Here is a 25,746-nt window from a genome sequence, read left to right as displayed (position 1 = left end):
GGCGTTCGACGGAAAGACGGATCAGCGCGTGGCGGGGCCGGCGGAGGCGGCGATTTCGGCGGAGGGGGGCGACGCCGCCGTGGGCGTCGCGGCAGGCGTGCCGGCGGGCGTGGCGTCGGCCGCGTCGCTGGCGTGGGGAATGGCGGGCAACTGGCCCGCGCCCCAACCGCCGCCCAGCGCCTTGACCAGCGCCACACTGGCGGCGTACTGCCGGCCTTCGAGCTGCAGCGCACTGCGCTCGGCCGTCAGCGCCAGTGCCTGGGTGGTGACGACGGTGGTGTAGTTGGCGGTGCCGGCGCGGTACTGGCTCAGCACCACGCGCAGCGAGTCGCGGGCGGCCGTCACGGCGCGGTTCTGGGCCTCGCGCTCGCGGGCCAGCTCGCGCAGGGCGGCCAGGTTGTCCTCCACGTCCTGGAAGGCGGCCAGCACCGTCTGCCGGTAGCCGGCCGCGGCGCCGTCGAAGGCGGCGCGCGCCTGGGCCACCTTGGCGCTGCGGGCGCCGCCGTCGTAGATCGACGCGGCCAGCGCGAAGCCCAGCGCCCACACCTTGTCGGGCGTGCGGGCCCAGGCCGTGAGGCCGGCGCCCGAGAAGCCCCCGCTCGCGCTGAGCGTGAAGTCGGGGTAGTAGGCGGCCGTCGCCACGCCGATCTGCGCGTTGGCGGCCGCCACGCGGCGCTCGGCGCCCGCGATGTCGGGCCGGCGCTCCAGCAGCTGCGAGGGCAGGCCGGGCGGCGTCACCGGAAGGGCGAGGGGCGAGGGCGCCTCTTCGGTCAGCGGCGGCAGCGAGAACTCGCCGGGCGTCCTGCCCAGCAGCACGGCCAGGGCGTGCTCCAGCTGGCGGCGGGTCAGGTCGATGTCGATGGCCTGAGCCTCGGCCGAGGCCAGGTTGCTTTCGGCCAGCGCCACGTCCGAGCGCAATGCGGTGCCGGCGCGGTACTGCGCCTGCGCCAGCCGCAGCGAATCGCGGTAGCCCGCCACGGTGCGGGCGTAGAGCGCCTTCTGGCGGTCGTCCAGACGCAGCTGGATGTAATCGTTGACCACGGCCGCCTGCAGCGTGAGCCGGGCGGCGGCCAGGTCGGCGGCGCTGGCCTGGGCGCTGTCGGCCGCCGCTTCGGCGCCGCGGCTCACCTTGCCGAAGAAGTCCGGCTCCCAGGCCGCCTGCAGCGACCAGGCATGGGTGTCGCCCAGCACCGAGGTGCCGTTGCTCTTGCTGCGCCCGCGCCCGCCCGAAGCGCTCGCGCCCACGGTCGGGAAGAAGCCGGCCGAGGCGCCGTCCACCAACGCCTGCGCTTGCCGGTAGGTGGCCGAGGCCTGGGCCAGCGTGGGGCTGGCCGTCATGGCCTGGGCGACCAGCGCATTCAGCTGCGGATCGCCGAACTGGCTCCACCACGGTGAGTCGGCATCGGCCGCCTTCGGCGCCGCGGGGCGCCAGGGGCCGTCTTCCTTGAAGGCGGCCTGGCTGGCGCCACTGGGCACGGGCGGCGGCTGGTAGTCGGGACCGACGGCGCAGCCCGCCATCAGCAGGGCGGCGCACAGGGCGGTCAGCGGGAGCTTGGGCGAGCGCCGCCGTGCAAGGGCAGGGCGCTCGCGGCGCGGGAAGCGGTCGTGGTCGAAGGAAGGCATGGGCAGCATGGCAGACACGGCAGCCACTGTGGGCGCCGTGTGCCGACGCCTCGCTGACGGCAAGATGACAAAGCTGTCAGGGACGGCTGCAGCTTCCTAAATTCAAGGAAGCCTTGCGCTGGTACACGGATCTTGCTGTTACTGCAGATATGCTCAAAGCGGTGCATGTAAGAAGAGGAACAGGTGAGTGCATGGCTCTTTACGAACTCAGTGACAACCGTCTGGCGGAAATAGCCCAGGCTTCGTTTACGCAATTGGGCGTTCGTGAACGTGAGAACATTCAGCGCGCTTTGCGATTGCGAATCGAGGCAATAACGCCTGGTGTAAGAACGATGGTGCTGGCAGAAGAGTTCAGCGATTGGGTGGACGCGAACCGCCGCATCGATTTGCTGTGTCTGGACGATCAAGCCCGGCTTGTCGTTGTGGAACTCAAGCGCGACGCGAGTGTGCACATGGAGCTTCAAGCAATTCGATATGCAGCCATGGTTTCGGCAATGAGGTTTGAGCAAGCCGTGGAAGCACATCGCAAATACCTACGGGCGAACGGGTCAACCGACGATCCTGAGACTCAAATACGCTTATTCTTGGAGCAGCCAGACGGTGCTGTTGCCTTGTCTAACGAGGTTCGCATCGTCCTAGCCGCCGCTGATTTCACCGCTGAAGTTACGACGACCGTCCTCTGGTTGAATAAGCAGGGCTTGGATATTCGTTGTATTCAGATGCGTCCCTATGGCGTGGAAGACCGCGTTTTTCTGGATATTCAACAGATCATCCCGTTGCCTGCCGCGGAGCAGTATCAGGTGGCTCTTAGGGAGAAAACTCAAGAGCAGGTGGCGGCAGATCGCCAGACGCGCGACACCACCCGCTACGACTTAAGCATTGGCGATGTCATTTATCCAAATCTGCCTAAGCGGCGATTGGTATTCATGATCGTGAGAGAAGCTTTAAAAAGAGGCATATCGCCGCCCCACGTTGCTCAAGCAGTTCCGTGGCGGGAGGACGCACTATTTGCTTCGGCTGCGGGGGAACTCGAAGCTGAGCAACTCGAGCAGGCTTCTGGCAAGTCCCGAGAGCGCTACTTCATGGGTGAAGGAGAATTGTTTTTTAAAGACGGCAGGACGTATGCCATCTCTAACCAATGGGGGCACCGCACACACGAAGCTCTTGATGCCATCGTTGCTTTGCTTCCCCCAGGTGAAGAGGTCTCTTATGAGCCCGTCGTCGGCGCCGAGCTGGAGGCTGAAATCCGCGGCTTTGTCATTCGGCGGTTGCCAAGTGGCACGATTGAAGTCGAGAGGGATGGTGTGGTGATTGAGCCGGCCCGGCCTGTACTGAGGCAACTGGCTAGCGAACTGGGAGTGTCGACAGTTAATGGCCAAGGCAAGGACCTGAACACCCGCCAACTGGGGGCAAAGATTTTGAAAGCAATCGGATCTTCCTGACCGCCGGTCCAGTCGGTGGGCGCCCCTGTACCGTCGGCGACGGAGCATGCTCCGCCGATACCAGCCTACGCGCAAATCCGCTGTTTGAGACGACACGCAGCGCTCCAGTCGTCTAGCCCCGCCGCAGATTCCCCGGTGTAGACTGCGCGGTTTTTCGACCCGGCAACCCCCATGGCGCTCACCACCGTGCGCACGGGCCTGACCGGTGCGGCGCTTGTGCGACTGCTGGCCGGCCTTGCCGGTCCGCGGGCGCAGGTCCGGGATTCCAGAGACGCCTTCGCCGACCGCCTGAGCCACTGGCTCGGCTGGACGGACGCCATCTCGCTGTCAGCGGCCCTCGAACGGCCGTTGCCGGCCCCGAGCGCTGCCGGCGCCCCTTCCACCACCGACGATCCCTGGCCGCAGGAGCAGGCCGAGGTGGAGCGCGTGCGCGCCGTGCTGGCCCATGGCCATGCCAAGGAGGCCGCCGCCGCCGGCCGCTCCACCTTCGAGCAGGGCATCGGCTTCTCGCCCTACCGGCAGCGCTACCTGGCGCGCCAGCAGGCGATGGAGATGGCCATCGGCCTGCTGCGCGAGCGGCTGCGCGCCGTGGTGGCGGCCCGCTCGCCCGAACTGGCGCGGCTCGCCGCCGTCGATGCCGTGATGGCCCACACCCTGGGCCTACATGAAGACCGGCTCATGGCCGGCGTGGCGCCGATGCTCGAAAAGCACTTCCGCCGCCTCGCCGAGGCGCATGGGCCCGAGGACGAAAGCTGGCAGGAACCCTTCCGCCAGGACCTGCACACCGTGCTGATGGCCGAGCTGGAGCTGCGCCTGCAGCCCGCGCTGGCCCTGCTCGAAGCCCTCCGGCCGCCGGGCGCCGCTGCGCCCGCCGTGGCCACACCAGGAAACAAGGACGCATGAAGAGACTGTTTGCCAAGGCCCTGCTCTGGGCCGTGTTCGCGGCCGGACTGGCCGCCGTGCTGTGGGTCGGCGCCGGCTACCTGGGCCGCCAGCCGCTCGCGCTGGCGGTGATGGTGCTGATCGGCGTGTTCTACCTCGTGGGCGGCGTGGAGCTGCTGCGCTTCGACCGCGCCACCCGCACGCTGGCGGCGGCACTCGCCAGCATGGACAGCGCGCCGGCCGATGCCCGCCAGGCCTGGCTGGCCCCGGTCGAACCCGCGCTGCAGGGCGCCGTGCGCCAGCGCATCGAAGGCGGCCGCGTCGCCTTGCCCGGACCCGCGCTCGCGCCCTACATCACCGGCCTGCTGGTGCTGCTGGGCATGCTGGGCACCTTCATGGGCATGGTCGTCACGCTGGACGGCACCGGTGCCGCGCTCACCGGCGCGACCGAGCTGCAGGGCATCCGCGATGCGCTGTCGGCCCCCGTGCGCGGGCTGGGCCTGGCCTTCGGCACCTCGGTGGCCGGCGTGGCCGCCTCGGCGGCGCTGGGGTTGATGTCCGCGCTGGCCCGCCGCGAGCGGGTGCAGGTGGGCCAGCAGCTGGACGCCGCCATCGCCGGCCCGCTGCGCGCCTTCTCGGCCACGCACCACCGCGAGGCCTCGCTCAAGCTGATGGAGCAGCAGGCCGGCCTGCTGCCCACGCTGGTCGAGCGGCTGCAGGCCAGCATGGAAGCGCTGGAGCGCCAGCAGCAGGCCCTGAACGAGCGGCTCACCGCCGACCAGGCCCGCTTCCACACCCAGGCCGAGTCGGCCTATGCCGCGCTGGCCGCCTCGGTCGAGCGCAGCCTGAAGGAGAGCGTGGCCGAGGGCGCACGCCTGAGCGGTGCCGCCATCCAGCCCGCCATCGAGGCCACGCTGGCCGGCCTGGCCCAGGAAAGCGGTCGCCTGCAGACCGTCATGGCCGAGCAGGTGCGCCGCCAGCTCGACGGCGTGGCCGAGCGCTTCGGCCAGGCCACCACCGAGGTCGCCGGCCTGTGGCGCAGCGCTCTGGCCGAACAGCAGGCCGCGCAGGCCACGGGCAGCCGCGCCTTCGACGAGGCGCTCGCCCGCTTCACCGGCCATGCCCAGCAGCGCGATGCGGCGCTGGACGAGGCCCTGACCCGCTTCACCCAGCACACGCAGCAGCACAGCCTGGCGCTGGCCGACGACCTGGCCGCGCGGCTGGACCGCCAGTCCGAGACCCTGGGCCAGCGCTGGGCGGAGGCCCTCTCCCAGCAGGCTGCGGGTGCCGAGCAGATGGCCGTTCGCCACGAGGCCGCGCTGCAGCGCGCCGCCGAAGGCTTCGCCAGCCAGGCTGTCGCCCTGCGCGACGGCGTCGCTGCCGCCCACACCGACCTGCAGAGCCGCCTGGCCGCCCAGGACGACACGCGCCTGGCCGCCTGGACCGGCGCGCTGCGCAGCCTGGCCGACGAACTGCGCCAGCAATGGCAGCAGGCCGGTGCCCAGGCCACCGGCGAATGGCAGGCCGTCGGCGAGACCCTGTCGCGCAGCGTGCGCGACATCACCGCCGGTGCCGAGGCCCAGGCCCAGCGCCTGCTGGCCGACCTGGACCGCCGCGCCGCCGCCGACGAAAGCCGCCTGGCCGACTGGCGCGCCGCGCTCGAGACCACCGCCACCGCTCTTCGCGAGGAATGGCGCGCCGCCGGCGCCGAGTCCGCCGGCCAGTGGCAGCAGCTGGGCGACGCCCTGCGCCACACCGCCGCCGAGGTGGGCGGCCATGCCGAAGAGCAAGCCCGCCGCACCCTGGCCGAGATGGAACGCCGCGCCGCGCTGGACGACGGCCGCCTCCAGCAGTGGACGGCCGCCCTGGAGACCATGGCCGCCAACCTGCGCGAGCAGTGGCAGCAGACCGGCAGTGCCGCCGCCGACCAATGGCTGCAGGCCGGCCGCGCCGCCTCCGCCGAGCTGGAGCGCGCCAGCGGCCAGATCGCCGGCCAGCTCGAACGCGCCAGCACCGGCGCCGCCGAGGCCCTGGCCCTGGCCAGCAGCCAGGCCGCCGGCCAGTTGCAGCAGGCCACCGGCCAGGTCGCCGAAGGCCTGCAGCGCGCCACCGGCGAGGCCGTGGGCCAATGGCAGCAGGTGGGCGAACAGCTGCGCCAGGCCGCCATCGACATCGGCAGCACCGCCCAGACGCAGGCCGAGCGCACGCTGGCGCAGATCGAGCAGCGCGCCACGCAGGAGGCCGAGCGTCAGGCGGCCTGGACCGGCGCCCTGGAAGCCACCGTCGTCACCCTGCGCACGCAGTGGGAGGCGGCCGGCGAGCAGGCCACCGGCCAGTTGCGCGAGGCCGGCGCCGCACTGGCGCGCACCGCCACCGACATGAGCACGCAGATGGAGGCGCAGGCCCGGCGCACCCTGGCCGAGATCGGCCAGCTGGTGCAGGCCGCCGCCGAGGCACCGCGCGCCGCGGCCGAGGTGATGGGCGAACTGCGCGAGCGCATCAGCGACAGCATGGCTCGCGACCAGGCCACGCTGGAGGAGCGCGAGCGCCTGATGCAGACCTTGGGCACGCTGCTGGAGGCGCTCAACCGCCAGGCCACCGAGCAGCGCGGCGCCATCGACGCGCTGGTGGACACCACCGCCGGCCTGATGGAGCGCGCCAGCGGCCAGTTTGGGGAGACGCTGCAGGCCCAGGTCGAGCGCTTCGGCCAAGCGCTGGACGCCCAGGCCGCGCGCCTGGACGAGGCCGGCACGCAGTTGGGCGCCAGCGCGGTCGAAGTGGCCAGCCTGGGCGAGGCCTTCGGCGGAGCGGTGCAGCTCTTCGGCCAGGCCAACGGCGAGCTGCTGACGCAACTCAAGGGCATCGAGACGGCGCTGACCAAGTCCCTGGCCCGCAGCGACGAGCAACTGGACTACTACGTGGCCCAGGCCCGCGAGGTGATCGAGCTGAGCATCGGCGCGCAGAAACAGATCATCGACGACCTGCAGCACCTGGCCGCCCAGCGCGGGGTGGAGGCCGCCGCGTGACCGGCCGTTCCAACTCCTTCCCGCTCTGGGGGAAGGCAGGGATGGGGGCCGGCGCGACGCAGGCGGTCACCGAAGCGCCGTGGGCCCCCACCCCAGCCCTCCCCCAGGGGGGGAGGGAGCAAGGCATGCCCCACGGAGCCGCGCCATGGCAGCCCTGAACGACGACCTCGTCGACGGCGGCGCCGAGCCCTCGGTGCCGGTGTGGGCCGTCTTTGGCGACCTGATGGCCGGTGTGCTGGGCGCCTTCGCGCTGATCCTGGTGGCGGCGATGGGCATGCAGATGGAACTGGCCGACCGCCTGAAGGCCGAGGTGCAGCAGCGCGAGCAGGCTGCCCGCCGGCTGCAGACGCTGGAGCAGGCCCTGGCCGGCCCGCTGGCCGCCGGTCGCGTCACGCTGGCGGACGGGCGCATCGGCATCAGCGGCAGCGTGCTCTTCGCCTTCGCCTCCGACGAGCTGCAGCCCGAAGGCCGTCAGTTGCTCAAGACCCTGGCCGGCCCGCTGGGCCGCTACCTGCGCGAGCGCGGCGAGATCCTGATGGTCAGCGGCTTCACCGACGACCGACAGGTGCGTGGCGACAGCCGCCGCTTCGCCGACAACTGGGAGCTGTCGGCCCAGCGCGCGCTGACCGTGACCCGCGCGCTGATCGACGAGGGCATTCCGGCCGACGCGGTGTTCGCCGCCGCCTTTGGCTCGCAGCAGGCCGTGGCCTCCAATGCCGACGCCGACGGCCGCGCACGCAATCGCCGGGTCGAGATGGCGCCCATGCCGCGCCCCGCCCGCACCGAGGCCGGCAAGGCCGCGGCCAAGCCCTGATCCGGAGCGGCGTCATGGCCCACGTCCTGCCCGACGATGCCTTCCCACGGCCGAGTGCCTCCTCGGAGACGCCGGTGGGCGCCGCTGCCCTGCCTGGCGCGGCGGAGACGGACTCTGCCGACGATGTGCCCGCTGCACTGGCAACGGCAACGGCAACGGCACTGGTACCTGCATCGGCGATGGCCGCGCTGCAGGCACGCCTTGCCGCCTGGCGCGACGCCGGAGCCGACCGGGCCGATCCCGCCGCCTTCCTCGCGATGGACGCGCTGGCACGGCGCACCGCCGGGCAGCCGCAGCGGATCCAGCAACTGCTGCTGCCCCGCCTGGAGGCGGCCTTCGACCGGTACGCCACCAAGCTGACGGCGTGGCCCGGCCCGGCCGGCGAAGCGCGTGCGGCAGCGCCGGCCCACACGGCCGCGCGGGCGCCGCTGCCTTCCCGTCCGCCGGCCCTTTCCGGCGCGGCCGCGGGCAGGGGCACGGCCGCGACGGCCGCAGTGGCCGCAGTGGCGACGCCGGCCGCGACGGCGCCGCGCGGAGCGCTGGGCCAGCTGGCCGACGCGCTGGGGCAGCGCGGCCGTGGCGCGGCCGAGGACGGCCCCCCACTGCTGGCGACGGCCGAGGGGCAGTCCCGCCCGCCGGAACTCAAGGCCCTGCGGCGCTTCCGCGGCACCTGGTCGCGCCTGTCGGCGCAGCAGCGGCTGCGCGAGGCCACCGCCCAGGTGCCGGCGCAGGCGGGGCCGCTCAACTCCCACCATCTGGTCCACCGGGCGCTGGCGCTGATGCAGCAGCTGTCGCCGGGGTACCTGGAGCATTTCGTCGGCCACGTGGATGCGCTGCTGTCCATCGAGCAGCTGCAGTCGCCGCCCCCGCCGCCGCCCGTCAAGGGCGAGCTGCGCGCCGCGACACCGCGCCGCAAGTCGGCGCGGGGCCGTTGAACGCCTGCAGGCCGGCGCCGCTTGCCGCGCGGGATGACGGAAAAGCAGGGCGATTCGCAGGCTTCGATTCACAGTTCGCGACAATGTCGGCCGTCGCCCCGGCGGCCACCGCCCGCCGTCTTGCCGACGGGCCCTGACCAGATCACAGCGCAGATGAATTCCCCCCTTCCTGTCGACGGCGGCGCCATGGGCGCGGCGGTGAGGGCCCATGACTGGGCCGCGACGCCGCTCGGGCCCGCGGAGCAATGGCCGGGCGCGCTGCGCAATGCGCTCGGGCTCATGCTCAATTCGCCCGAGAGCATGTACCTGGTCTGGGGCGACGCGCTGACCTTCTTCTTCAACGACGCCTACCGGCCGATCCTCGGGCCGCGGATGGAGGGCGCGCTGGGCCAGTCGCTGCCCGTGCTGTGGTCCGACGCCTGGGAGGCCGTGCGCGGCCCGCTGGAGCAGGCGCTGGCCGGCCAGGCCAGCCGCTTCGTCGATGTGCCCATCACCATGGCGCGCTACGGGCGCGAGGAGCAGACCTGGTGGTCGTACTCGTACTCGCCCATCTACGACGGCGACGTGGTGCGAGGCGTGTTCTGCTTCACCACCGAGACCACGGCCCGTGTGCTGGCCCAGCAGCAGCTGGCGGCCGAGGCCGAGCAGCAGCGACGCATCCTCGACGAGCTGCCCGGCTTCGTCTGGACGGCCGACCGGGCCGGGCTGGTGCGCTACGTCAGCCCGCGCTGGACGGCCTTCAGCGGCCAGCCGCGCGAGCACTTCCTGGGCGACGGCTGGAGCAACTTCGTTCATCCGGACGACCTGCCGGCGCTGTCGAACGCCTGGCAGCGCGCGGTGAACGCGCGCATGCCCTACGAGGCGGAGTTCCGCATGCGCGGCGCAAGCGAGGGCTACCGCTGGTGGCTGTCACGCGCGCACCCGGTGATGGGCGAGGCCGACAGCGCCATGGCCTGGGTGGGCATCTGCACCGAGATGGACGCCATCATCGACGCGCGCGAAGTGCTGAGCCGCTCGCGCGACGCCCTGCAGGACGCGGTGAGCGAGCGCACCCGCGAGCTGGAGGCCGCCGAGGAGGCGCTGCACCAGGCCCGCAAGATGGAGGCCATCGGCCAGCTCACCGGCGGCCTGGCGCACGACTTCAACAACATGCTGGCGGCGGTGTCCGGCGCGCTGGAGCTGATGGAGATCCGGCTGCGGCAGAACCAGCCCGGGCACCTGCCCCGCTACATCCGCACGGCGCAGGACGCCACGCGCCGCGCGGCCGCGCTCACGCACCGGCTGCTGGCCTTCTCCCGACGGCAGACGCTGGCGCCGCGGCCCACGCAGGTGGACGAGCTGGTGGCCGGCATGGTCGAGCTGATCCAGCGCACCGTGGGCCCGCAGGTGCACATCGTGACGCATGCGCAGACCGCGTCCTGGCCGGCGCTGGTCGATCCCTCGCAGTTGGAGAACGCGCTGCTCAACCTGTGCATCAATGCCCGCGACGCCATGCCCGATGGCGGGCAGGTGCTGATCGAGACGCTCAACGTGCACTTGGCCGGCGCCGCCGCCCGCACCCACGACCTGCCCGAGGGCGACTACCTGCTGCTGCGCGTGACCGACAACGGTGTGGGCATGCCGGCGAACGTGCTGGGCAAGGCCTTCGACCCCTTCTTCACCACCAAGCCGCTGGGGCAGGGCACGGGGCTGGGGCTGTCGATGATCTACGGCTTTGCGCGCCAGTCCGGCGGGCAGGTGCGCATCGCGTCCGAAGTGGGGCAGGGCACGGTGGTGTCGATCCACCTGCCACGCGCCGTGGAGGGCGCGGTGCCCGTGGCGTCGACTGGCACGCAGGCCGTGCCCGACCTGGCTGCGCAGGCCGACTGGCCCGTGCTGGTGGTGGAGGACGAGGAGGCCGTGCGCCAGATCGTCGCCGAGACGCTGCGCGACCTGGGTTGCCGGGTGCTGGAAGCGGCCGACTCGCTGGCCGGCATGGCGATGCTGCGCCAGTCGCCCGAGGTGCGCCTGCTGATCACCGACGTGGGCCTGCCCGGTGGCATGAACGGCCGGCAGCTGGCCGACGCGGCACGCAGCCTGCGGCCGGCGCTGCCGGTGCTCTTCATCACCGGCTATGCCGAGAACACGCTGCTCAAGGACGGCCAACTGGAGCCGGGCATGGCGGTGCTCACCAAGCCCTTTTCGGTGCACCAGCTCACCAGCGAGCTGCGGCGCCTGCAGCAGGCCTGGCCCGTCACACCGGCACCGGACCCCGCGGCATGAGGAGGTCGCGCGAGAGCTGACCCGGCCGCGTCACGCCCAGCATGGCCAGGTTGCGGTCCACCTCGGCCGACAGCAGCTGGATGGCATGGGCCACGCCCGCCTCGCCCGCCACTGCCGCCGCGAAGTTGAAGGGCCGGCCCACCCACACGAAGCGCGCGCCCAGCGCGAGCGCCTTGAGCACATCGCTGCCGCGGCGGATGCCGCCGTCCATCATCACGGCCATGTCGCCGGCCACGTCCATCACGGCCGGCAGCGTGCGCAGGGCCGAGACGGCGCCGTCGAGCTGCCGCCCGCCATGGTTGGAGAGCACGATGCCGTCGGCCCCATGCTGGCGTGCCAGCGCGGCGTCCTGCGGAGAGACCAGCCCCTTGACCACCAGCGGCCCGCGCCAGCGGCGGCGGATGCGGGCGATGTGCGACCAGTCGAAGTGGTCGCGCTTGGAGAAGTCGCGCTCCACGTTGCGCGAGATGACCGGCGCGCCCCGCTCGGCGAAGGAGTTCTCGAAGTGCGGCATGCCGTCGGCCAGCGTGCGCAGCAGCGTGCCCAGCGTCCAGCGCGGATGGCTCAGGCCGTCCCAGGCCAGGCGCAGGCTGGGGCGCAGCGGGGTGGAGAAGCCGGCGCGGATGTTGTTCTCGCGGTTGCCGGCCACGGGCACGTCGGCGGTGATCACCACCGTCTCGAAGCCGGCGCGCTCCACGCGGTCGAGCAGGGCGTCGATGCGCTCGGGCTGGCCCGGCAGATAGGCCTGGAACCAGCTGCCGGGGCCGGCGGCGATGACCTTTTCCATGGGCGTGAGCGAGCTGCCGCTCAGCACGTAGGGGATGCCGGCGCGGGCCGCCGCGCGCGCCATGACCTCGTCGCCGCGGTAGGCCGAGAGCGCGGCGATGCCCATCGGCGCGATGCCAAAGGGCGCGCTGTGGCGGCGGCCGAAGAGCTCGGTGCCCAGGTCGCGCTGCGACACGTTGGCCAGCACGCGCGGCACGAAGCCCCATTCGGCGAAGGCGCGGCGGTTGTCGTCCAGGCTGCTGTTGGTCTCGGCCGCACCGGCGACGTAGCCGTAGATGGCGCGCGGCAGGCGGCGCTCGGCCAGCCGCTGGAAGTCGTCGAGGGCCAGCACCTCGGCCAGCGGGCCGCGCGCGGCGCCGCCGCTGAAGGCGCGCCACGGGTCGTGGGCCGGTGCCGGGGCGGTGGCGGGGGGTGGGGCGAGGCCGGCGTCGGCGGCGGGTGTCGAGGGCTGGGTCATGGGCAGAGGGTGAAGCTGTCGGCTTGCGCCGGATCGGCGCGCGGGCGATGAGGCTGGACTTTAGGCAGTCCCGCGCGTGAGTGAAAGCGAATAATCCGGTTCAGCCCATTCCACTGAAATCGAACAAGTGACGCTCAAGCAACTGGAAGCCTTCTACTGGGCCGCGACCTGCGCCAGCTTCGCCCTGGCAGCCGAGCGGCTGCATCTGAGCGTGTCGTCGCTCTCCAAGCGGCTGGCCGAGCTGGAGTCGGCCCTTGGCGCGCCGCTGTTCGACCGCGCGGGCCATCGCGCCCGGCTCACCGAGGCCGGTCAGCGCCTGTTGCCGCTGGCGGCCGACCTGCTGCAGCGCGCCGAGCAGGCCCGGACGGCCGTGGGGCCCGGCGCGGCGCTGGGCGGCACTGCACACCTGGGCACGGGCGAGCTCGCGTCCATGACCTGGCTGGCGCGCGCCGTGGCCTGGTTGCGGGCGCGGCATCCGGCGCTGGAACTGCGCATCGAGGTGGACATCGGCGCGCACCTGGCCCGGCGCGTCGAGCAGGCCGAGCTGGACGGCGCCGTGATCTCGGGTGCCGCCTCGCGGCCGGCGCTGAGTGCGGTGCCCATCGGGCAGGCGGCCTTCGTCTGGTGCGCCTCGGCCGGGCTCGCGGCCGGCATCGAGCGGCTGGATGCCGAGGTCTGGTCGCGCCACACGCTGGTCGCACTGCCGCGCGGTTCCGGCGTCACGCAGTTGCAGGACGGCTGGATGGCCCGCGCCGGCGCCCGGCCGCGCGCGGTGCTGAGCTGCAGCCAGTGGGGCGCGGTGGCCGGTCTGCTGGCGGCGGGGCAGGGCATCGGCATGCTGCCGCGCGGGCTGGCCGACGGACTGGTGCAGCGCGGCGTGCTCTGCCGCCTGGCCGCCACGGAGCCGCTGGCGACGCTGGACTACGGCTTCCACTTCCGCCACGACGATCCGAGGCCCCTGGTGGCGGCCCTGCGGCAGGCCTGCCTGGAGACGGCGGACTTCGACGTGCCCGGGCCCTTCTTCTGAGGCTCCCAGGCGCTCAGGGGCAGAACAGCTCGGCCAGCAGGTCGATCATGCGGCCGGCCCGGGGATCGTCGATGCGGTAGTACACCGTCTGGCCCTCGCGCCGGCTGGCGACCAGGCCGTCCTCGCGCAGGCGGGCCAGGTGCTGCGACAGCGCCGACTGGCCCAGGCCCACCTCCGCCTGCAGCGCGCCCACCGACAGCTCGCCGTGCTTGCCCAGCAGGCACAGCACCAGCAGGCGGGATTCATTGCCCAGCGCACGCAGGAAGGCGGCGGCCCGCTGGGCGCCTTCCTGGAGCAGGGCGTGCTCGGGGTTGATGTGGGTCATGGATGGTGCGAACGCTGCAGGGCCGGGCGACTAAATATTAGAACTCACTAATATGATCGATCTTGCGCAGGGTCGAGTGTCACGGCTTCGTGGCCGGCCCCGCCGGGCAGGAATCCGCCATGACCGACTACCGACAGATCACCCACGACATCTCCGCGCAACTCGTGCCCTTGCGGCAGACCGTGCCCGGCGTGATGAAGGGCTTCGCCGACATGGGCAAGGCCGCCATGGCCGAGGGCGCGCTCAGTGCCAAGACCAAGGAGCTGATCGCGCTGGCCGCCGGCGTCGCGGCCCACTGCGAGGGCTGCATCGGCTTCCACACCAAGGCGCTGGCCCGGCTGGGCGCGACCGAGGCCGAGGTGCACGAGGCGCTGGGCGTGGCCGTCTACATGGGCGGCGGGCCGTCCGCCATGTACGCCGCCAGTGCCGTGGAGGCCTTCCGCCAGTTCTCCACGGCCTCCGCGTGAGCCGCAAAGCCTTCTTTCATCTCACTCGTCAAGGAGCACTCATGACCCCCAATGTCGGAACCCTGGACCGCGTGCTGCGGATCGTGGCAGGCCTCGTGCTCATCGGCCTGGCACTGGCCGGTGTGATCGGTGCCTGGGGCTGGATCGGCGTGGTGCCGCTGGCCACGGGGCTGCTGCGCTTCTGCCCGGCCTACACGCTGCTGGGCCTGCGCACCTGTCCGGCCAATTCGTCGCGCTGAGGGCGGCCGGCGCGCGCTCGACGCGCTGACGCCGGCGCGTCCGGCCCGGCCGGGGCCGCTTCCTAGAATGGTCCGTTGCCCTCATCCAGGAGACGTTCCATGACAGAAGACAGCATCGAGTTCAACTCGCGCGACGGCATCCGCATCCAGGCCTGGCGCTGGTCGCCCGAGGGCGCGCCGCGCGGCATCGTCCAGGTCCAGCATGGGCTGGGCGAGCATGGCGGGCGCTACCGCCGCTTCGGCGAGGCGCTGGCCGCCGCGGGCTACCTAGTCTATGCGCCTGATGGCCGCGGATCGGGCCGCACGGCGCAAGGCCGTTATGGCCATTGGGGCCGGGACGGCTGGCCGGGCTGGGTGGACGACCTGCTGCAACTCAACCACCGCATCCGCCAGGACCATCCCGGCCTGCCGCTCGCGCTCATCGGCCACAGCATGGGCTCCTTCGCCACGCAGCAGTTCCTGCTCGACCATTCGCGGGAGGTGGATGCGGCGGTGCTGCTGGGCTCGACCGAGGTCTCCGGCATCGTGGCGATGATGACCGCGCCGGGACCGGTGGACCTGAGTTCGCTGAACCAGGGCTTCGAGCACCGCACCGGCTTCGAATGGCTGAGCCGCGATGCGGCCGAGGTGGACCGCTACTGCGCCGACCCCGCCTGCGGCTTCGTGCCGGAGCCCTTCACGGGCATCGAGACGCTGGCCCGCGCGGCCGATCCCGCCGTGCTCGCCGGCATCCGGCCCGACCTGCCGATCCTCATCCTCTCGGGCGACGCCGATCCCATCGCCGGTGGCGGCGCGGCGCTGCAACTGGTGGCGCGGCGTTATCGGGATGCAGGCGTCAAGGATGTGGAACTGACGCTGTACCCGCAGGCCCGGCACGAGTTGCTGAACGAGACGAACCGCGACGAGGTGACGGCGCGGATCGTGGGCTTCCTGGATCGCACGATCGGCGGCTGAGACGTGGTCGGCCGAGTCGCCGCAGAAGCCGCATCAGCTGGCGCGACCGGCCAATGCCATCTCGATGGCCGCAACCATCTCGGCTTCGCTGCGGCCTCCGTTGATCGCGATGCTTCCACCGAAGACGAAATGCGGCACCGAGCGGACGCCCGCCTTGGCCGACTTGGCCGCCTCCTGTTCGACGCGCCGATGCTGTCCAGGGTCGCGGGCGATGGCGCGGGCCTGATCGCGCTCGAACCCATGGTCGACCGCGATGTCGGCCAGCACTTGGGCATCGGCGATGTTCTTCGCCCCGATGAAGTAGGCGTCGGTGATCGCCACGGCGAGCCTGTGCTGCGTGTCGCGCCCGGCGGCGGCCAGGATCAGGGCATGCGCAGCCTGGGTCGGATAGGTCCAGAGCTGGCGACCGAGATCCAGATCGAAGCCGGAAGCGCGTGCCTCGCCCTCCGGCCGAGCAAATGCGAGCTTCGGATCGGTGATGCCGTAGCGCGAGCGCAGCAGGTCGGGGATGTAGAGGCCATCCGCCGGCGCGTCCGGCAGCAGCAGGACGGGATGCTGCCGGATATCGACGGCCAGATCGGGGAAGCGCTCCGCCAGCACCTTGTCGAGGCGGTGGTGGCCGACGATGCACCACGGGCAGGTGATTTCCGTGTAGAGGTCGATCTGCATGACCATGTCCTCTTGATCCGATGTTGGTTTCATGTGTGCGAGAGCGAGTCGGCATCGATCCCGGTCAGTCGAACCGAAAGGTCCCACAGTCGTCTGGCGAGTTCCGGATTCCGCGCATCCGCAGACGGTGTGCACTCGCCCGAGGGGCCTCGGAGTTCGGAGAACTTCGTCGGGCCGTAATAGCCGCCCGGCTTGACGGGGCCGGTTGCCGCTTGCAACGCACCCCACGCGCCCTGAGCCGGCGTGTTGAAGAGCAGGCCGATCAATGACATGGCGATGTCGCCCCACCAACTGTCGCGCGCGAGGTGGGTTCCAGCCAGGCCCGGATGGCAGGCCGCGGCCGTCACGGGCAGGCCCGCCGCCCGCAGTCGCCGATCCAGTTCGAAGATGAACAGCAGATTCGCGAGCTTGCTGGCCGCGTAGCGCGGCATCCATTGATAGCGCTGCTGCGCAGCGAGATCGTCCCATTCGATCTTCGCGTTCCTGTGCAGGCCGCTGCTCGTGGCCACGATGCGCGAGCCGGGTGTTTCCGCGAGCTTGGGCAGCAGGAGCACGGTGAACGCAAAGCAGCCGAGATGATTGACGCCAAACGTCAGCTCGAAGCCTTGCGTCGTGTGCCTCCGCTTCGGCCCCTGCACGCCCGCGTTGTTGATGAGCGCGTCGATGCGCGGCTCCTTCTGCGCCAGTCTTGCGGGCGTTGCGCACGCTCGCCAGGTCTGCGAGATCGAGCGGCAGGAATGCCAGATGCGCCTCGGGGGTCTTTCGATGGATCCGGCCGATGGCGGCTTCCGCTTTTTGTTCGTCACGGCATGCGAGAAGCACCCTGGCGCCGCGGGCCGCCAGCGCGCTCGCGATTTCAAAGCCGATCCCGGTGTTGGCGCCGGTGACGACAAAGGTCTTGCCCGATTGGTCGGGGACGTCGGCCGTGGTGAATCCGCTCATGGCGTGCGCTCCGGGAGGGCTGGGTCGATCTTCACGAGAAGACCTTCAGATGGACTGGTCGATTGGCAACCCGGCTTGTCTTGTGCAGGGCGTGTATCGGAGAGGGTCATGGGCGCGTTCGTCCGGAAGTCATCGAGCCGTTCCCGCGTCAATGGTTGGCGATGCCCGGCGCGGCACCAAGGAATTGCCGGTCGGTCACCTGGTCGACCAGGAATTTCGCCAGATTGCCCCTGGATAGCTTCATGCCGAGTGGGGTCTTGCCGTACCAGCCCACGTCCACGCCACCACTGGCGGGGCCGTCCTGGAGGTTCGGAATGCGGACCAGCGTCCAGTCCAGGTCCGAGTTGGCGATCAATTCGCCAGTGGCCTGGATGTCCTCGTAGCCCTTGCGCGCAATGAGCTTGAACAAGAGTGCGGACGCACGGGTGTTCAAGGCAAAACCGTCCTTGGGATCGCGGTAGGCCGCCGTCGAAATCTGGATCAGACGGCGCACGCCCGCGTGCTTCATCGCGGCCATGATGTGGGTCAGGCCATGCATGACCGGCTTGTCGCCCTGCGTCTTGAGGCTGTTGGGCCCCAGGGCGCTGATGACCGCATCGGCCCCCTGGACGCATGTCGCAATGGCACGCTGATCCTGCAGGTCGCCGACCACGATGTCGATGCGTCCCGCGAATGCTGCGAGCTTGCTGGCGTCGCGCGTGTAGACCGACAGCGCGTAGCCCTGCTTCAGGGCTTCCTCGATGAGGTGCCTGCCGGTCGGCCCGGTCGCACCGAACAGCGCGACGGTCTTTTTGACGGCCATGGGATCACGCCGCCTTCGCCAGCAGGGCGGCGATGGTTGTTTGGGTGTTGGCGATGGCGGCCTTCGCCGCATCGGGGCCAAACACGGTGCCCTCGACGCGCACCACCTCGACGTCGGTCAGGCCGATGAAGCCGAGCAGGTGCAGCAGATAGGGCGTCTGAAAGTCGAACGGTGCCCAGGCCCCTTCCGAGAACACGCCGCCAGCCGCGGCCACGAGATAGACCTTCTTGCCGGTCAGCAGCCCTTTGGGTCCGGCGTCGCCATAGCCGAAGGTCACGCCGGGCCAGGTGATGTGATCGAACCACGCCTTGAGCGGGGAGGGCAGACCGAAGTTGATCATGCCCGAGCCGAGCACGATCACGTCGGCGGCCTTCAGCTCGTCGACGAAGGCCTGGGCGAGCTTCACCGCCTCGGCCTGGTCTGGGGTGCGTTGGTCCGGTGCCGTGATCCGGCCTTGGATGTAGGCCGGCGTGATGTGCGGCGGCGGATTCGCCGCGAGGTCGCGCACGGTCAACGCGCCGCCCGAGCGGGCCTGGAGGCCTTCGGCGATTTCGGTGGCGAAGCGGGTGGACAGGCTTTCAGCCCCTCGGGGGCTGGAGGTGACAAGCAGGACATGGCTCATGGCGGCTCCTAAGTACTTAAAGAGAACTGGGTAATCCGACAAACCTGAATTACCAGTTCGTACGAAGGATGCTATGGTTCCTGCCATCTCCTCACAAGAAGGCACACGCATGTCACCGGGTTCCCGCAAGCTCCCTGCAACCACCCCTGCGCCCGACACGGGCGGCTGTGTGGCCACCCGCGAAATCCTGGATCGCATCGGCGACAAGTGGAGCCTCTACATCGTCGCCCTGCTGGCCGATGGCTCGCGGCGCTTCAACGAATTGAAGCGGGGCATCGACGGCATCTCGCAGCGGATGCTCACGCTGACCCTGCGTGGGCTGGAGCGGGACGGACTGGTGACACGGACGATGTATCCGACGATTCCTCCCCGCGTCGATTACGAGCTCACCGATTTGGGAAGAACGCTGCTGACGCCGGTCATGGCGCTGGTCAACTGGGCGGACCAGAACCAGGCCGCCATCGCCGAGGCCCACAAGCGCTTCGACGAGGCGCCGGAACCGGACCATGTGCTGGTTCAGGGCGTGGTGTACCAGCGTCGGTAGGCAAGCCCTGGGCCGTCAGGGCTTGTCTGATCCGGCGGCAACGCAGGACCGCGCGGATCGTCGGCCGAATCAGGCCGACGCAGCCCCGCTCAGGCCGATTCGTCCTGCAACTCGCTCACCGGCACGCAGCTGCAGAACAGGTTGCGGTCGCCATAGACGTTGTCCACGCGCCCGACCGGCGGCCAGTACTTGGCCTGCTTGAGAGAGGTCAGCGGAAAGGCTGCCACCTCGCGGGAGTAGGGATGCGCCCAGTCGGTCGCCGCCAGCGTGGCCGCCGTGTGCGGGGCGTTCTTCAGCGGGTTGTCCTCGCGCGGCCACACGCCTTCCTCGATGCGGCGGATCTCGCCGCGGATGGCGATCATGGCGTCGATGAAGCGGTCCAGCTCGGCCAGCGGCTCGCTCTCGGTGGGCTCCACCATCAGCGTGTTGGCCACGGGGAAGCTCAGTGTCGGTGCATGGAAGCCGTAGTCGATCAGGCGCTTGGCCACGTCCTCGGCCATCACGCCGCTGCTCTCCTTCAGGCCGCGCAAGTCCAGGATGCACTCGTGGGCCACATGGCCGTTGGCGCTGGCGTAGAGCGTGGGGTAGTGGTCGGCCAGCCGCGCGCTGATGTAGTTGGCGTTGAGGATGGCCGTCTCGGTGGCCTGCTTCAGGCCCTCGGCGCCCATCATGCGGATGTACATCCAGCTGATCGGCAGCACGGCCGCATTGCCGAAGGGCGCCGCAGACACCGCCCCCACGGTCGCCGGCATGCCGCCCGTCGCATGGCCGGGCAGGAAGGGCACGAGGTCTTCCACCACGCACACCGGACCTACGCCGGGGCCGCCGCCACCGTGGGGAATGCAGAAGGTCTTGTGCAGGTTCAGGTGGCTCACGTCCCCGCCGAACTCCCCCGGCGCCGCCACGCCCACCAGGGCGTTCATGTTGGCGCCGTCCACGTACACGCGGCCGCCTTGGGCATGCACGATCTCGCACAGCTCCTTCACCCGCGTCTCGAAGACGCCATGCGTGCTGGGGTAGGTGATCATGATGCAGGCGAGCTTGTCGCCATGCTTCTCGCAGGCGCGCTTCAGGTCGTCGATGTCGACGTTGCCGTTGGCGTCGCAGGCCGTCACCACCACCTGCATGCCCGCCAGCTGCGCGCTGGCCGGGTTGGTGCCGTGCGCGGAGGAGGGGATCAGGCAGATGTTGCGGTGGCTGTCGCCGCGGCTCTCGTGCCAGGCCTTGATGGCCAGCAGGCCAGCGTACTCGCCCTGGCTGCCGGCATTGGGCTGCAGACTGATGCCGGCATAGCCGGTGGCCTGGCACAACCACTCGCGCAACTGCGCATCGAGTTCGGCATAGCCGGCCAGTTGCCCGGCGGGCGCAAAGGGATGCACGTCGGCGAACTCGGGCCAGGTGATGGGGATCATCTCGCTGGTCGCATTGAGCTTCATGGTGCAACTGCCCAGCGGGATCATGCTGCGGTCCAGCGCCAGGTCCTTGTCGGACAGGCTGCGGATGTAGCGCAGCATGGCCGTCTCGCTGTGGTGCGTGTTGAAGACCGGATGCGTCAGGAAGGGGCTGCTGCGTTGCAGTTGCGCCGGGATCAGCGAGGGAATGTTCTCCTCGAAGTCCTCCACGCGCGGCAGCGCCTGGCCGTCGGCTGCGAAGGCCTGCCAGATCAGCGTCAGGTCGGCGCGGGTCGTGGTCTCGTCCAGGGCGATGCAGAGGTATTCGCCGAAGTACACGCGCAGGTTGAGGCCCAGCGACAGCGCCTTCGCTACGATCGCCTGGGTCTGGCCTTGGGTGTGCAGCGACAGCGTGTCGAAGCTGGGCACCTCGCGCAGCGGTGCGCCCAGCTGCTTCAGGCCCGCGGCCAGGATGGCGGTGTAGGCCGCCACGCGGCGCGCGATGCGCGTCAGCCCGGCGGGGCCGTGGTAGACCGCATACATGCTGGCCACGACGGCCGGCAGCACCTGCGCCGTGCAGATGTTGGACGTGGCCTTCTCGCGGCGGATGTGCTGCTCGCGCGTCTGCAGCGCCAGGCGGTAGGCGGGCGCGCCGTGGCTGTCCACGCTCACGCCCACCAGGCGGCCGGGCAGCGAGCGCTTGAACTCGTCGCGGCAGGCCATGAAGGCGGCATGCGGGCCGCCGGCGCCCATGGGCATGCCGAAGCGCTGGGTGCTGCCGACCACGATGTCGGCGCCCCATTCGCCGGGCGGCGCGATCAGCGTCAGGGCCAGCAGGTCGGTGGCGACGATCAGCGCGGCCTGCTTGCCGTGGATCAGCTCGGCGTCGGCGCGCAGGTCGTCGATGCGGCCGCTGGTGGCGGGGTACTGGGCCAGCACGGCGAAGTAGTCGCCGGCCAGCAGCTCGTTCCATTCCTGCAGCGAATTGGCCAGCACCACCTCGATGCCCAGCGGCGCGGCGCGGGTCTGGATCACCTCGATGGTCTGCGGGTGCGCGTCGCCGGCCACCACGAAGCGGCTGCTCTTGCTCTTGACACTGCGCTTGGCCAGGGTCATGGCCTCGGCGGCGGCGGTGGCCTCGTCCAGCATCGAGGCATTGGCGATGGCCATGCCCGTCAGGTCGGTGACCATGGTCTGGAAGTTGACCAGCGCCTCCATGCGGCCCTGGCTGATCTCGGCCTGGTAGGGCGTGTAGGCGGTGTACCAGGCGGGGTTCTCCAGCACGTTGCGCAGGATGACGCCCGGCGTGTGCGTGCCGTGGTAGCCCTGGCCGATGAAGCTCTTTACGCGCTGGTTCTTGGCGGCGATGGCCTTCAGCTCGGCCAGCGCCTCGGCCTCGGTCACGGCCGGCGGCAGCTGCATCGGCTGGCTGCGGCGGATCGAGGGCGGCACGATGCTGTCGATGAGCTGGGCGCGCGAGCTTTCTCCCACGCTCGCCAGCATGCGCGCCTCGGCTTCGGCGTCGGGGCCGATGTGGCGGGCGATGAATTCGGTGGGGTTCTCGAGGTCGCGCAGGGACGGGGCGGAAGAGCTCATGGCAGCGGGCCGGCAGGGTGAGGGGAAGAAGAAGCGGGGCGCTCTCGCGAAACGGGAGCTGGGGCCTGAGGGCAATGGAAGCGAGGCGGTGGAGGACAGGCCGTGGCCCCTCACCCCAACCCTCTCCCAGAGGGAGAGGGAGTCACGCCGGCGCGTCGGTGCGGACGCGCCAGCGCAGGGCTCAGGCGCCTTCGGTGAACTTGGCGTAGCCCGGCTCGTCCATCAGCTGGTCGAACTCGGCCATGTCCTTGTCCTGCAGCAGCACCTTGAAGAACCAGCCGGCGCCCATCGGGTCGCTGTTGGCCAGGGAGGGGTCGGCGCGCAGCGCTTCGTTCACTTCGACGATTTCGCCGGTGACGGGCATGTAGATGTCGGCTGCGGCCTTGACGGACTCGACCACGCCGGCCACTTCGCCCTGCTTGAAGGTCTTGCCCACCTCGGGCAGGTCGACGAAGACCACGTCACCCAGCGCTTCCTGCGCATGCACGGTGATGCCGACGGTGGCGGCTTCGTGGTCGGCGATCTCGATCCACTCGTGGTCCTTGGAGTAGTGAATGGTCATGCGGGGCTCCTGAAAGAAGAAGAGGGGGATTGAAGGAAAAGGTCGAGCGACGAGTATCAGCGCAGGGCGGGGCGGCTGCGTGTACGCCCGGGGCGCAGGCGCGTCGGCATTTGTCTGACGGTGGGGATGCCGTGCGGCATGGCTCGAAGCGTGCTCGAAGGGCCGTACGGCGGGCGTGGTTCAGCCGCGGTAATAGCGCGCCGGCACGAAGGGCATGGGCACCACCTCCATCGGCACCGGCTTGCCGCGCACCAGCGCGTCGATGCGGGTGCCGACGGCGGCATGGGCCGCATCGACGTAGCCCATGGCGATGGGCTTGTCCACGGTGGGTGCGAGCAGGCCGCTGGTCACTTCGCCGATGGCCGCGCCGCCGGGCACATGCAGGGCGGTGTGTTCGCGCACGGGCACCCGCTCCAGCGCCATCAGACCAACACGGCGGCGGGTGACCGGCTCGTCGCCATCGAGCTGGGCCAGCACCTTGTCCGCCCCCGGAAAGCCGCCTGCGCGCTCGCCGCCGGTGCGTCGCACCTTCTGGATCGCCCAGGTGAGCCCGGCCTCGACCGGCGTGGTGGTGGTATCGATGTCGTTGCCGTAGAGGCACAGGCCCGCCTCCAGCCGCAGCGAGTTGCGCGCGCCCAGGCCGATGGGCCCCACCTCGGGCTGGGCCAGCAGCAGGCGGGCCAGCCGCTCGGCATCGGCGGCGGCCACGGAGATCTCGAAGCCGTCCTCGCCGGTGTAGCCGCTGCGGGTGGCGAAGGCCGGGATGCCGCCGATGGCCATGGCACCGCCGGTCATGAACACATGGCGCTCGCTGCCGGGCGCCAGGCGCGCCATCACGGCCGCCGCCTGCGGGCCCTGCAGCGCCAGCAGCGCGTGGTCGGGCAGGGGCTGCACCGTGCAGCGCTGGCCGATGCGGGCCTGGATGTGGGCGATGTCGGCCGCCTTGCAGGCGCCGTTGACGATCACGAAGAAGGAGTCGCTGCCCTCGTTGAAGAACATCAGGTCGTCGAGGATGCCGCCCGCCTCGTCCAGCAGCAGGCCGTAGCGCTGCTTGCCGGGGGCGAGGCCGATGACGTCGACCGGCATCAGCGTCTCCAGCGCCGCGGCGGCCTCGGGGCCCGAGACGCGCAACTGGCCCATGTGTGAGATGTCGAACAGGCCGGCGGCCGTGCGGGTCTGGCGGTGCTCGGCGATCAGGCCGGCGGGGTACTGCACCGGCATCGAATAACCGGCGAAGGGCACCATGCGGGCGCCCAGCTCGACATGCAGGCCGTGCAGCGCGGTGTGGAGAAGGGGGGCGGCAGGAGAGGAAGCAGCAGCGGACATGGACATCTCACGGGGTGTACAGCGCCACGACGGCTGTCGTGGTCCACCCCGGCTGTCCGCTTTACCTGAGAGATTCACCCCGCGATGGGGGCTTGCTCCTTCGGTGGACGCGCGACCTGGGCCGCGACGCCTCTCTCCAGCAGGGAAACGCCCCGAACACGGGGCGTGCCGCCAGTCCTTTTGCCTGAGCGTTCGGAACTCTTTGGAGTCCTGCGCCTTCGGCGGCCCCGTCGCGCGGGGCTCTCTCCTGACGAAGCGCGCAGTGTAGTGGAAGAAAGCCGCTCAGCGGCCGTACACCAGGTCGCGCAGGCCCAGCGAGAGTCCTGGAACGTAGGTGATGACCATCAGGCAGGCGAGCACCACGAGGATGAACGGGATCAGCCGGGTGACGATCTTGTCCAGCGAGATGCGCGCCACCGTGCAGGCGGCGAACAGGTTGACGCCGAAGGGTGGGGTGATCATGCCGAGCGCCAGGTTGACCACCATGATCAGCCCGAAGTGCACCGGGTCGATGCCGAAGTGCTGGGCCACGGGCGCGAGGATCGGTGCCAGCACGATGATGGCCGCGCTGGTCTCGATGAACATGCCGATGACGAACAGGGCGGCGTTGACGCCCAGCAGGAACATCGTGGGCGACTGCAGCACGGCTTCGAGCCAGTGGCCGATGGCCTCGGGCACGCCGGCGCGGGTGATCAGGAAGGCGAACAGTCCGGCGTTGGCGATGATGAACATGATCACGGCCGACGACAGCACCGACTTGCGCAGGATGGCGTAGAGGTCCGCAAGGCGGATCTCGCGGTAGATGACGAGGCCCACCACCAGGGCGTAGAACACCGCGACCGCCGATGCCTCGGTGGGTGTGAACACGCCGCCGTAGATGCCGCCCAGGATGATGACGGGCATCAGCAGGGCCCAGCCGGCCTGCCACAGCGCACGGCCGAAGGGCATGCGTCCGTCGCCGTCGTTCTTGCCCCAGCCCTTCCATTTGCAATACGCCCAGACGAACAGCATCAGCGCCCCGCTGATGAGCAGGCCCGGGCCGAAGCCCGCGATGAACAGCTCGCCGATGGACACCTCGGCGCTCACGCCGTACAGGATCAGTGGGATGGACGGCGGAATGATCACGCCCAGCTCGGCGCTCGTCGCCTGCAGGGCGGCGGCGTAGTTGGTGGGATAGCCATGCTTGATGAGCGCCGGGATCAGGATGGCGCCGATGGCGAAGGTGGTGGCCACCGACGAGCCGGAGACCGCCGCGAAGATCATGCAGGTCAGCACGCAGGTCATGGGCAGGCCGCCCTGCACGCCGCCCACGATGCTCTTGGCGAACTCGACCAGCCGGCGCGATATGCCACCCGTCTCCATCAGGTTGCCGGCCAGGATGAAGAAGGGAATGGCCGCCAGCGGAAACTTGTTGATCGAGTTGAAGATCTCCTTGGCGGAGATGAGCATGTTGGCGCCGTTGACCTGGATGCCGACGATGGACGCCAGGCCGATGGACACCGCCACCGACACAGAGAGCGCGAAGCACAGCACCATCGTGCCGACCATGATGGGCGTCATTGCGCGGTCTCCAGTTCAAGCCGCTTGGGATCGAGGTAATTGCCCACGATGCCGACGATGGAGAAGACGGCCCCCACAGGCAGGGCGAGGTAGGCCCACACCATCGACAGGCTCTCCAATCCGGCCATGGACTGCACCCGGCCGCGCATCGCATAGTCGAAGCCCCACCACAGGATGACGCTGATCAGTGCCAGCGCCGCGAGGCTGACCACCGCATCGAGCAGCCGCCGCATCGCAGGCGGGCTCCAGCGGTAGAGCACGTCCACGCTCACCATTGCCCCCTGGCGGAAGGCCATGGGAATGCCGAGGAACACCATCCAGATCAGGCTGATGCGGATCAGGATCTCGCTCCATTCCGCCGGCTGCTCCAGCACGAAGCGGGTGACGATCTGGAACATGCCGAGCGACGCGGCCACCACCAGCATCAGGCAGGCCAGCGCCATGGACAGCGCGGTGGTCCGGCGCTCGAAGGCCAGGAACTTGTCTTTCATCT

General features: G+C 70.3%; 22 protein-coding genes, 1 pseudogene and 2 riboswitches. Of the genes and pseudogenes, 11 read left to right on the top strand and 12 right to left on the bottom strand.

The features are described from left to right. Nucleotides 1-21: 21 nt before the first annotated feature. Nucleotides 22-1,632, bottom strand: a complete 1,611-nt coding sequence (locus tag L0984_RS01820) for an efflux transporter outer membrane subunit (RefSeq protein ID WP_255697169.1) — start codon at nt 1,630-1,632, stop codon at nt 22-24. Between the two features lie 182 nt (nt 1,633-1,814). On the opposite strand from L0984_RS01820, the gene L0984_RS01815 reads away from it, so the two are divergent. From L0984_RS01815 to L0984_RS01790, 6 genes are all read left to right on the top strand, one after another. Next, complete coding sequence (locus tag L0984_RS01815; RefSeq protein WP_234192066.1) at nt 1,815-3,065, top strand: hypothetical protein; 1,251 nt, start codon at nt 1,815-1,817, stop codon at nt 3,063-3,065. A gap of 171 nt (nt 3,066-3,236) precedes the next feature. Next, nucleotides 3,237-3,968 (top strand): DUF3348 family protein, encoded by a 732-nt coding sequence (locus L0984_RS01810; protein WP_234192065.1) that lies wholly within the window; start codon nt 3,237-3,239, stop codon nt 3,966-3,968. Continuing rightward, entirely contained in the window at nt 3,965-6,973 is a 3,009-nt protein-coding gene (locus tag L0984_RS01805) for a DUF802 domain-containing protein (RefSeq protein WP_234192064.1), read from the top strand. Before L0984_RS01810 ends, L0984_RS01805 begins: the two co-directional genes overlap by 4 nt. 145 nt (nt 6,974-7,118) lie before the next feature. Next, nucleotides 7,119-7,787: an OmpA family protein gene (locus L0984_RS01800; protein WP_370645868.1), complete on the top strand. Its 669-nt coding sequence runs from the start codon at nt 7,119-7,121 to the stop codon at nt 7,785-7,787. Between the two features lie 14 nt (nt 7,788-7,801). Beyond that, nucleotides 7,802-8,722 carry a DUF2894 domain-containing protein gene (locus L0984_RS01795; protein ID WP_234192063.1) on the top strand — a complete coding sequence of 307 codons (921 nt, stop codon included), beginning with the start codon at nt 7,802-7,804 and terminating at the stop codon, nt 8,720-8,722. A gap of 153 nt (nt 8,723-8,875) precedes the next feature. Beyond that, nucleotides 8,876-10,984, top strand: coding sequence for a hybrid sensor histidine kinase/response regulator (locus L0984_RS01790; RefSeq protein ID WP_234192062.1), 2,109 nt, complete (start codon nt 8,876-8,878; stop codon nt 10,982-10,984). Here L0984_RS01790 and L0984_RS01785 read toward each other — a convergent pair. Next, nucleotides 10,956-12,227 carry an alpha-hydroxy acid oxidase gene (locus L0984_RS01785; protein WP_234192061.1) on the bottom strand — a complete coding sequence of 424 codons (1,272 nt, stop codon included), beginning with the start codon at nt 12,225-12,227 and terminating at the stop codon, nt 10,956-10,958. The two genes, L0984_RS01790 and L0984_RS01785, sit on opposite strands and share 29 nt — an antisense overlap. Nucleotides 12,228-12,354: 127 nt before the next feature. Here L0984_RS01785 and L0984_RS01780 point away from each other — a divergent pair, with 127 nt between their 5' ends. Beyond that, nucleotides 12,355-13,254 carry a LysR family transcriptional regulator gene (locus tag L0984_RS01780; RefSeq protein ID WP_234192060.1) on the top strand — a complete coding sequence of 300 codons (900 nt, stop codon included), beginning with the start codon at nt 12,355-12,357 and terminating at the stop codon, nt 13,252-13,254. 13 nt (nt 13,255-13,267) lie between these two features. Here the strand turns inward: L0984_RS01780 and L0984_RS01775 are convergent, their stop codons facing one another. Then, a complete protein-coding gene (locus tag L0984_RS01775; protein ID WP_234192059.1) occupies nt 13,268-13,579 on the bottom strand; it encodes an ArsR/SmtB family transcription factor in 312 nt (103 codons plus the stop codon). Between the two features lie 119 nt (nt 13,580-13,698). On the opposite strand from L0984_RS01775, the gene L0984_RS01770 reads away from it, so the two are divergent. The 3 genes from L0984_RS01770 (at nt 13,699) to L0984_RS01760 (ending at nt 15,239) form a co-directional block, all read left to right on the top strand. Further along, entirely contained in the window at nt 13,699-14,046 is a 348-nt protein-coding gene (locus L0984_RS01770; protein WP_234192058.1) for a carboxymuconolactone decarboxylase family protein, read from the top strand. A 41-nt stretch (nt 14,047-14,087) separates the two neighbouring features. Continuing rightward, nucleotides 14,088-14,285 (top strand): YgaP family membrane protein, encoded by a 198-nt coding sequence (locus L0984_RS01765; RefSeq protein ID WP_234192057.1) that lies wholly within the window; start codon nt 14,088-14,090, stop codon nt 14,283-14,285. A gap of 99 nt (nt 14,286-14,384) precedes the next feature. Further along, nucleotides 14,385-15,239 carry an alpha/beta hydrolase gene (locus L0984_RS01760; protein ID WP_234192056.1) on the top strand — a complete coding sequence of 285 codons (855 nt, stop codon included), beginning with the start codon at nt 14,385-14,387 and terminating at the stop codon, nt 15,237-15,239. Between the two features lie 33 nt (nt 15,240-15,272). Here the strand turns inward: L0984_RS01760 and L0984_RS01755 are convergent, their stop codons facing one another. The 4 genes and pseudogenes from L0984_RS01755 to L0984_RS01740 form a co-directional block, all read right to left on the bottom strand. Next, nucleotides 15,273-15,908, bottom strand: coding sequence for a DsbA family oxidoreductase (locus tag L0984_RS01755; protein WP_234192055.1), 636 nt, complete (start codon nt 15,906-15,908; stop codon nt 15,273-15,275). A 29-nt stretch (nt 15,909-15,937) separates the two neighbouring features. After that, nucleotides 15,938-16,850, bottom strand: a pseudogene (locus tag L0984_RS01750) (oxidoreductase). Between the two features lie 148 nt (nt 16,851-16,998). After that, nucleotides 16,999-17,652 (bottom strand): NAD(P)-dependent oxidoreductase, encoded by a 654-nt coding sequence (locus tag L0984_RS01745; protein WP_234192054.1) that lies wholly within the window; start codon nt 17,650-17,652, stop codon nt 16,999-17,001. 4 nt (nt 17,653-17,656) lie between these two features. Then, on the bottom strand, nt 17,657-18,274 hold the full coding sequence (locus L0984_RS01740) for an FMN-dependent NADH-azoreductase (protein WP_234192053.1): 618 nt from the start codon (nt 18,272-18,274) through the stop codon (nt 17,657-17,659). A 109-nt stretch (nt 18,275-18,383) separates the two neighbouring features. Here L0984_RS01740 and L0984_RS01735 point away from each other — a divergent pair, with 109 nt between their 5' ends. After that, a complete protein-coding gene (locus L0984_RS01735; RefSeq protein WP_234192052.1) occupies nt 18,384-18,818 on the top strand; it encodes a winged helix-turn-helix transcriptional regulator in 435 nt (144 codons plus the stop codon). Between the two features lie 89 nt (nt 18,819-18,907). Here the strand turns inward: L0984_RS01735 and gcvP are convergent, their stop codons facing one another. From gcvP to L0984_RS01710, 5 genes are all read right to left on the bottom strand, one after another. Then, nucleotides 18,908-21,805 (bottom strand): aminomethyl-transferring glycine dehydrogenase, encoded by a 2,898-nt coding sequence (gene gcvP / locus L0984_RS01730; protein ID WP_234192051.1) that lies wholly within the window; start codon nt 21,803-21,805, stop codon nt 18,908-18,910. 181 nt (nt 21,806-21,986) lie between these two features. Next, entirely contained in the window at nt 21,987-22,367 is a 381-nt protein-coding gene (gcvH, locus tag L0984_RS01725; protein WP_017757696.1) for a glycine cleavage system protein GcvH, read from the bottom strand. A gap of 180 nt (nt 22,368-22,547) precedes the next feature. Next, nucleotides 22,548-23,693 (bottom strand): glycine cleavage system aminomethyltransferase GcvT, encoded by a 1,146-nt coding sequence (gene gcvT, locus L0984_RS01720; protein ID WP_234192050.1) that lies wholly within the window; start codon nt 23,691-23,693, stop codon nt 22,548-22,550. Nucleotides 23,694-23,735: 42 nt separating this feature from the next. Next, a riboswitch (glycine riboswitch) is annotated at nt 23,736-23,843 on the bottom strand. 12 nt (nt 23,844-23,855) lie between these two features. Next, nucleotides 23,856-23,953, bottom strand: a riboswitch (glycine riboswitch). 22 nt (nt 23,954-23,975) lie between these two features. Continuing rightward, nucleotides 23,976-25,253 carry a TRAP transporter large permease gene (locus L0984_RS01715; protein ID WP_234192049.1) on the bottom strand — a complete coding sequence of 426 codons (1,278 nt, stop codon included), beginning with the start codon at nt 25,251-25,253 and terminating at the stop codon, nt 23,976-23,978. Continuing rightward, the gene (locus L0984_RS01710) at nt 25,250-25,744 is read right to left on the bottom strand and encodes a TRAP transporter small permease (protein WP_234192048.1); all 495 of its coding nucleotides are present in this window, start codon (nt 25,742-25,744) and stop codon (nt 25,250-25,252) included. The genes L0984_RS01715 and L0984_RS01710 overlap by 4 nt, the downstream gene beginning before the upstream one ends. Between the last annotated feature and the right edge of the window lie 2 nt (nt 25,745-25,746).

The organism is Pseudacidovorax sp. NFM-22 (genome assembly GCF_021401245.1).
In the GTDB taxonomy this organism is placed as follows: domain Bacteria; phylum Pseudomonadota; class Gammaproteobacteria; order Burkholderiales; family Burkholderiaceae_C; genus Xenophilus.
The sequence above is the reverse complement of the archived record's forward strand: the minus strand, read 5'-3'. Positions and strand labels throughout refer to the sequence as shown.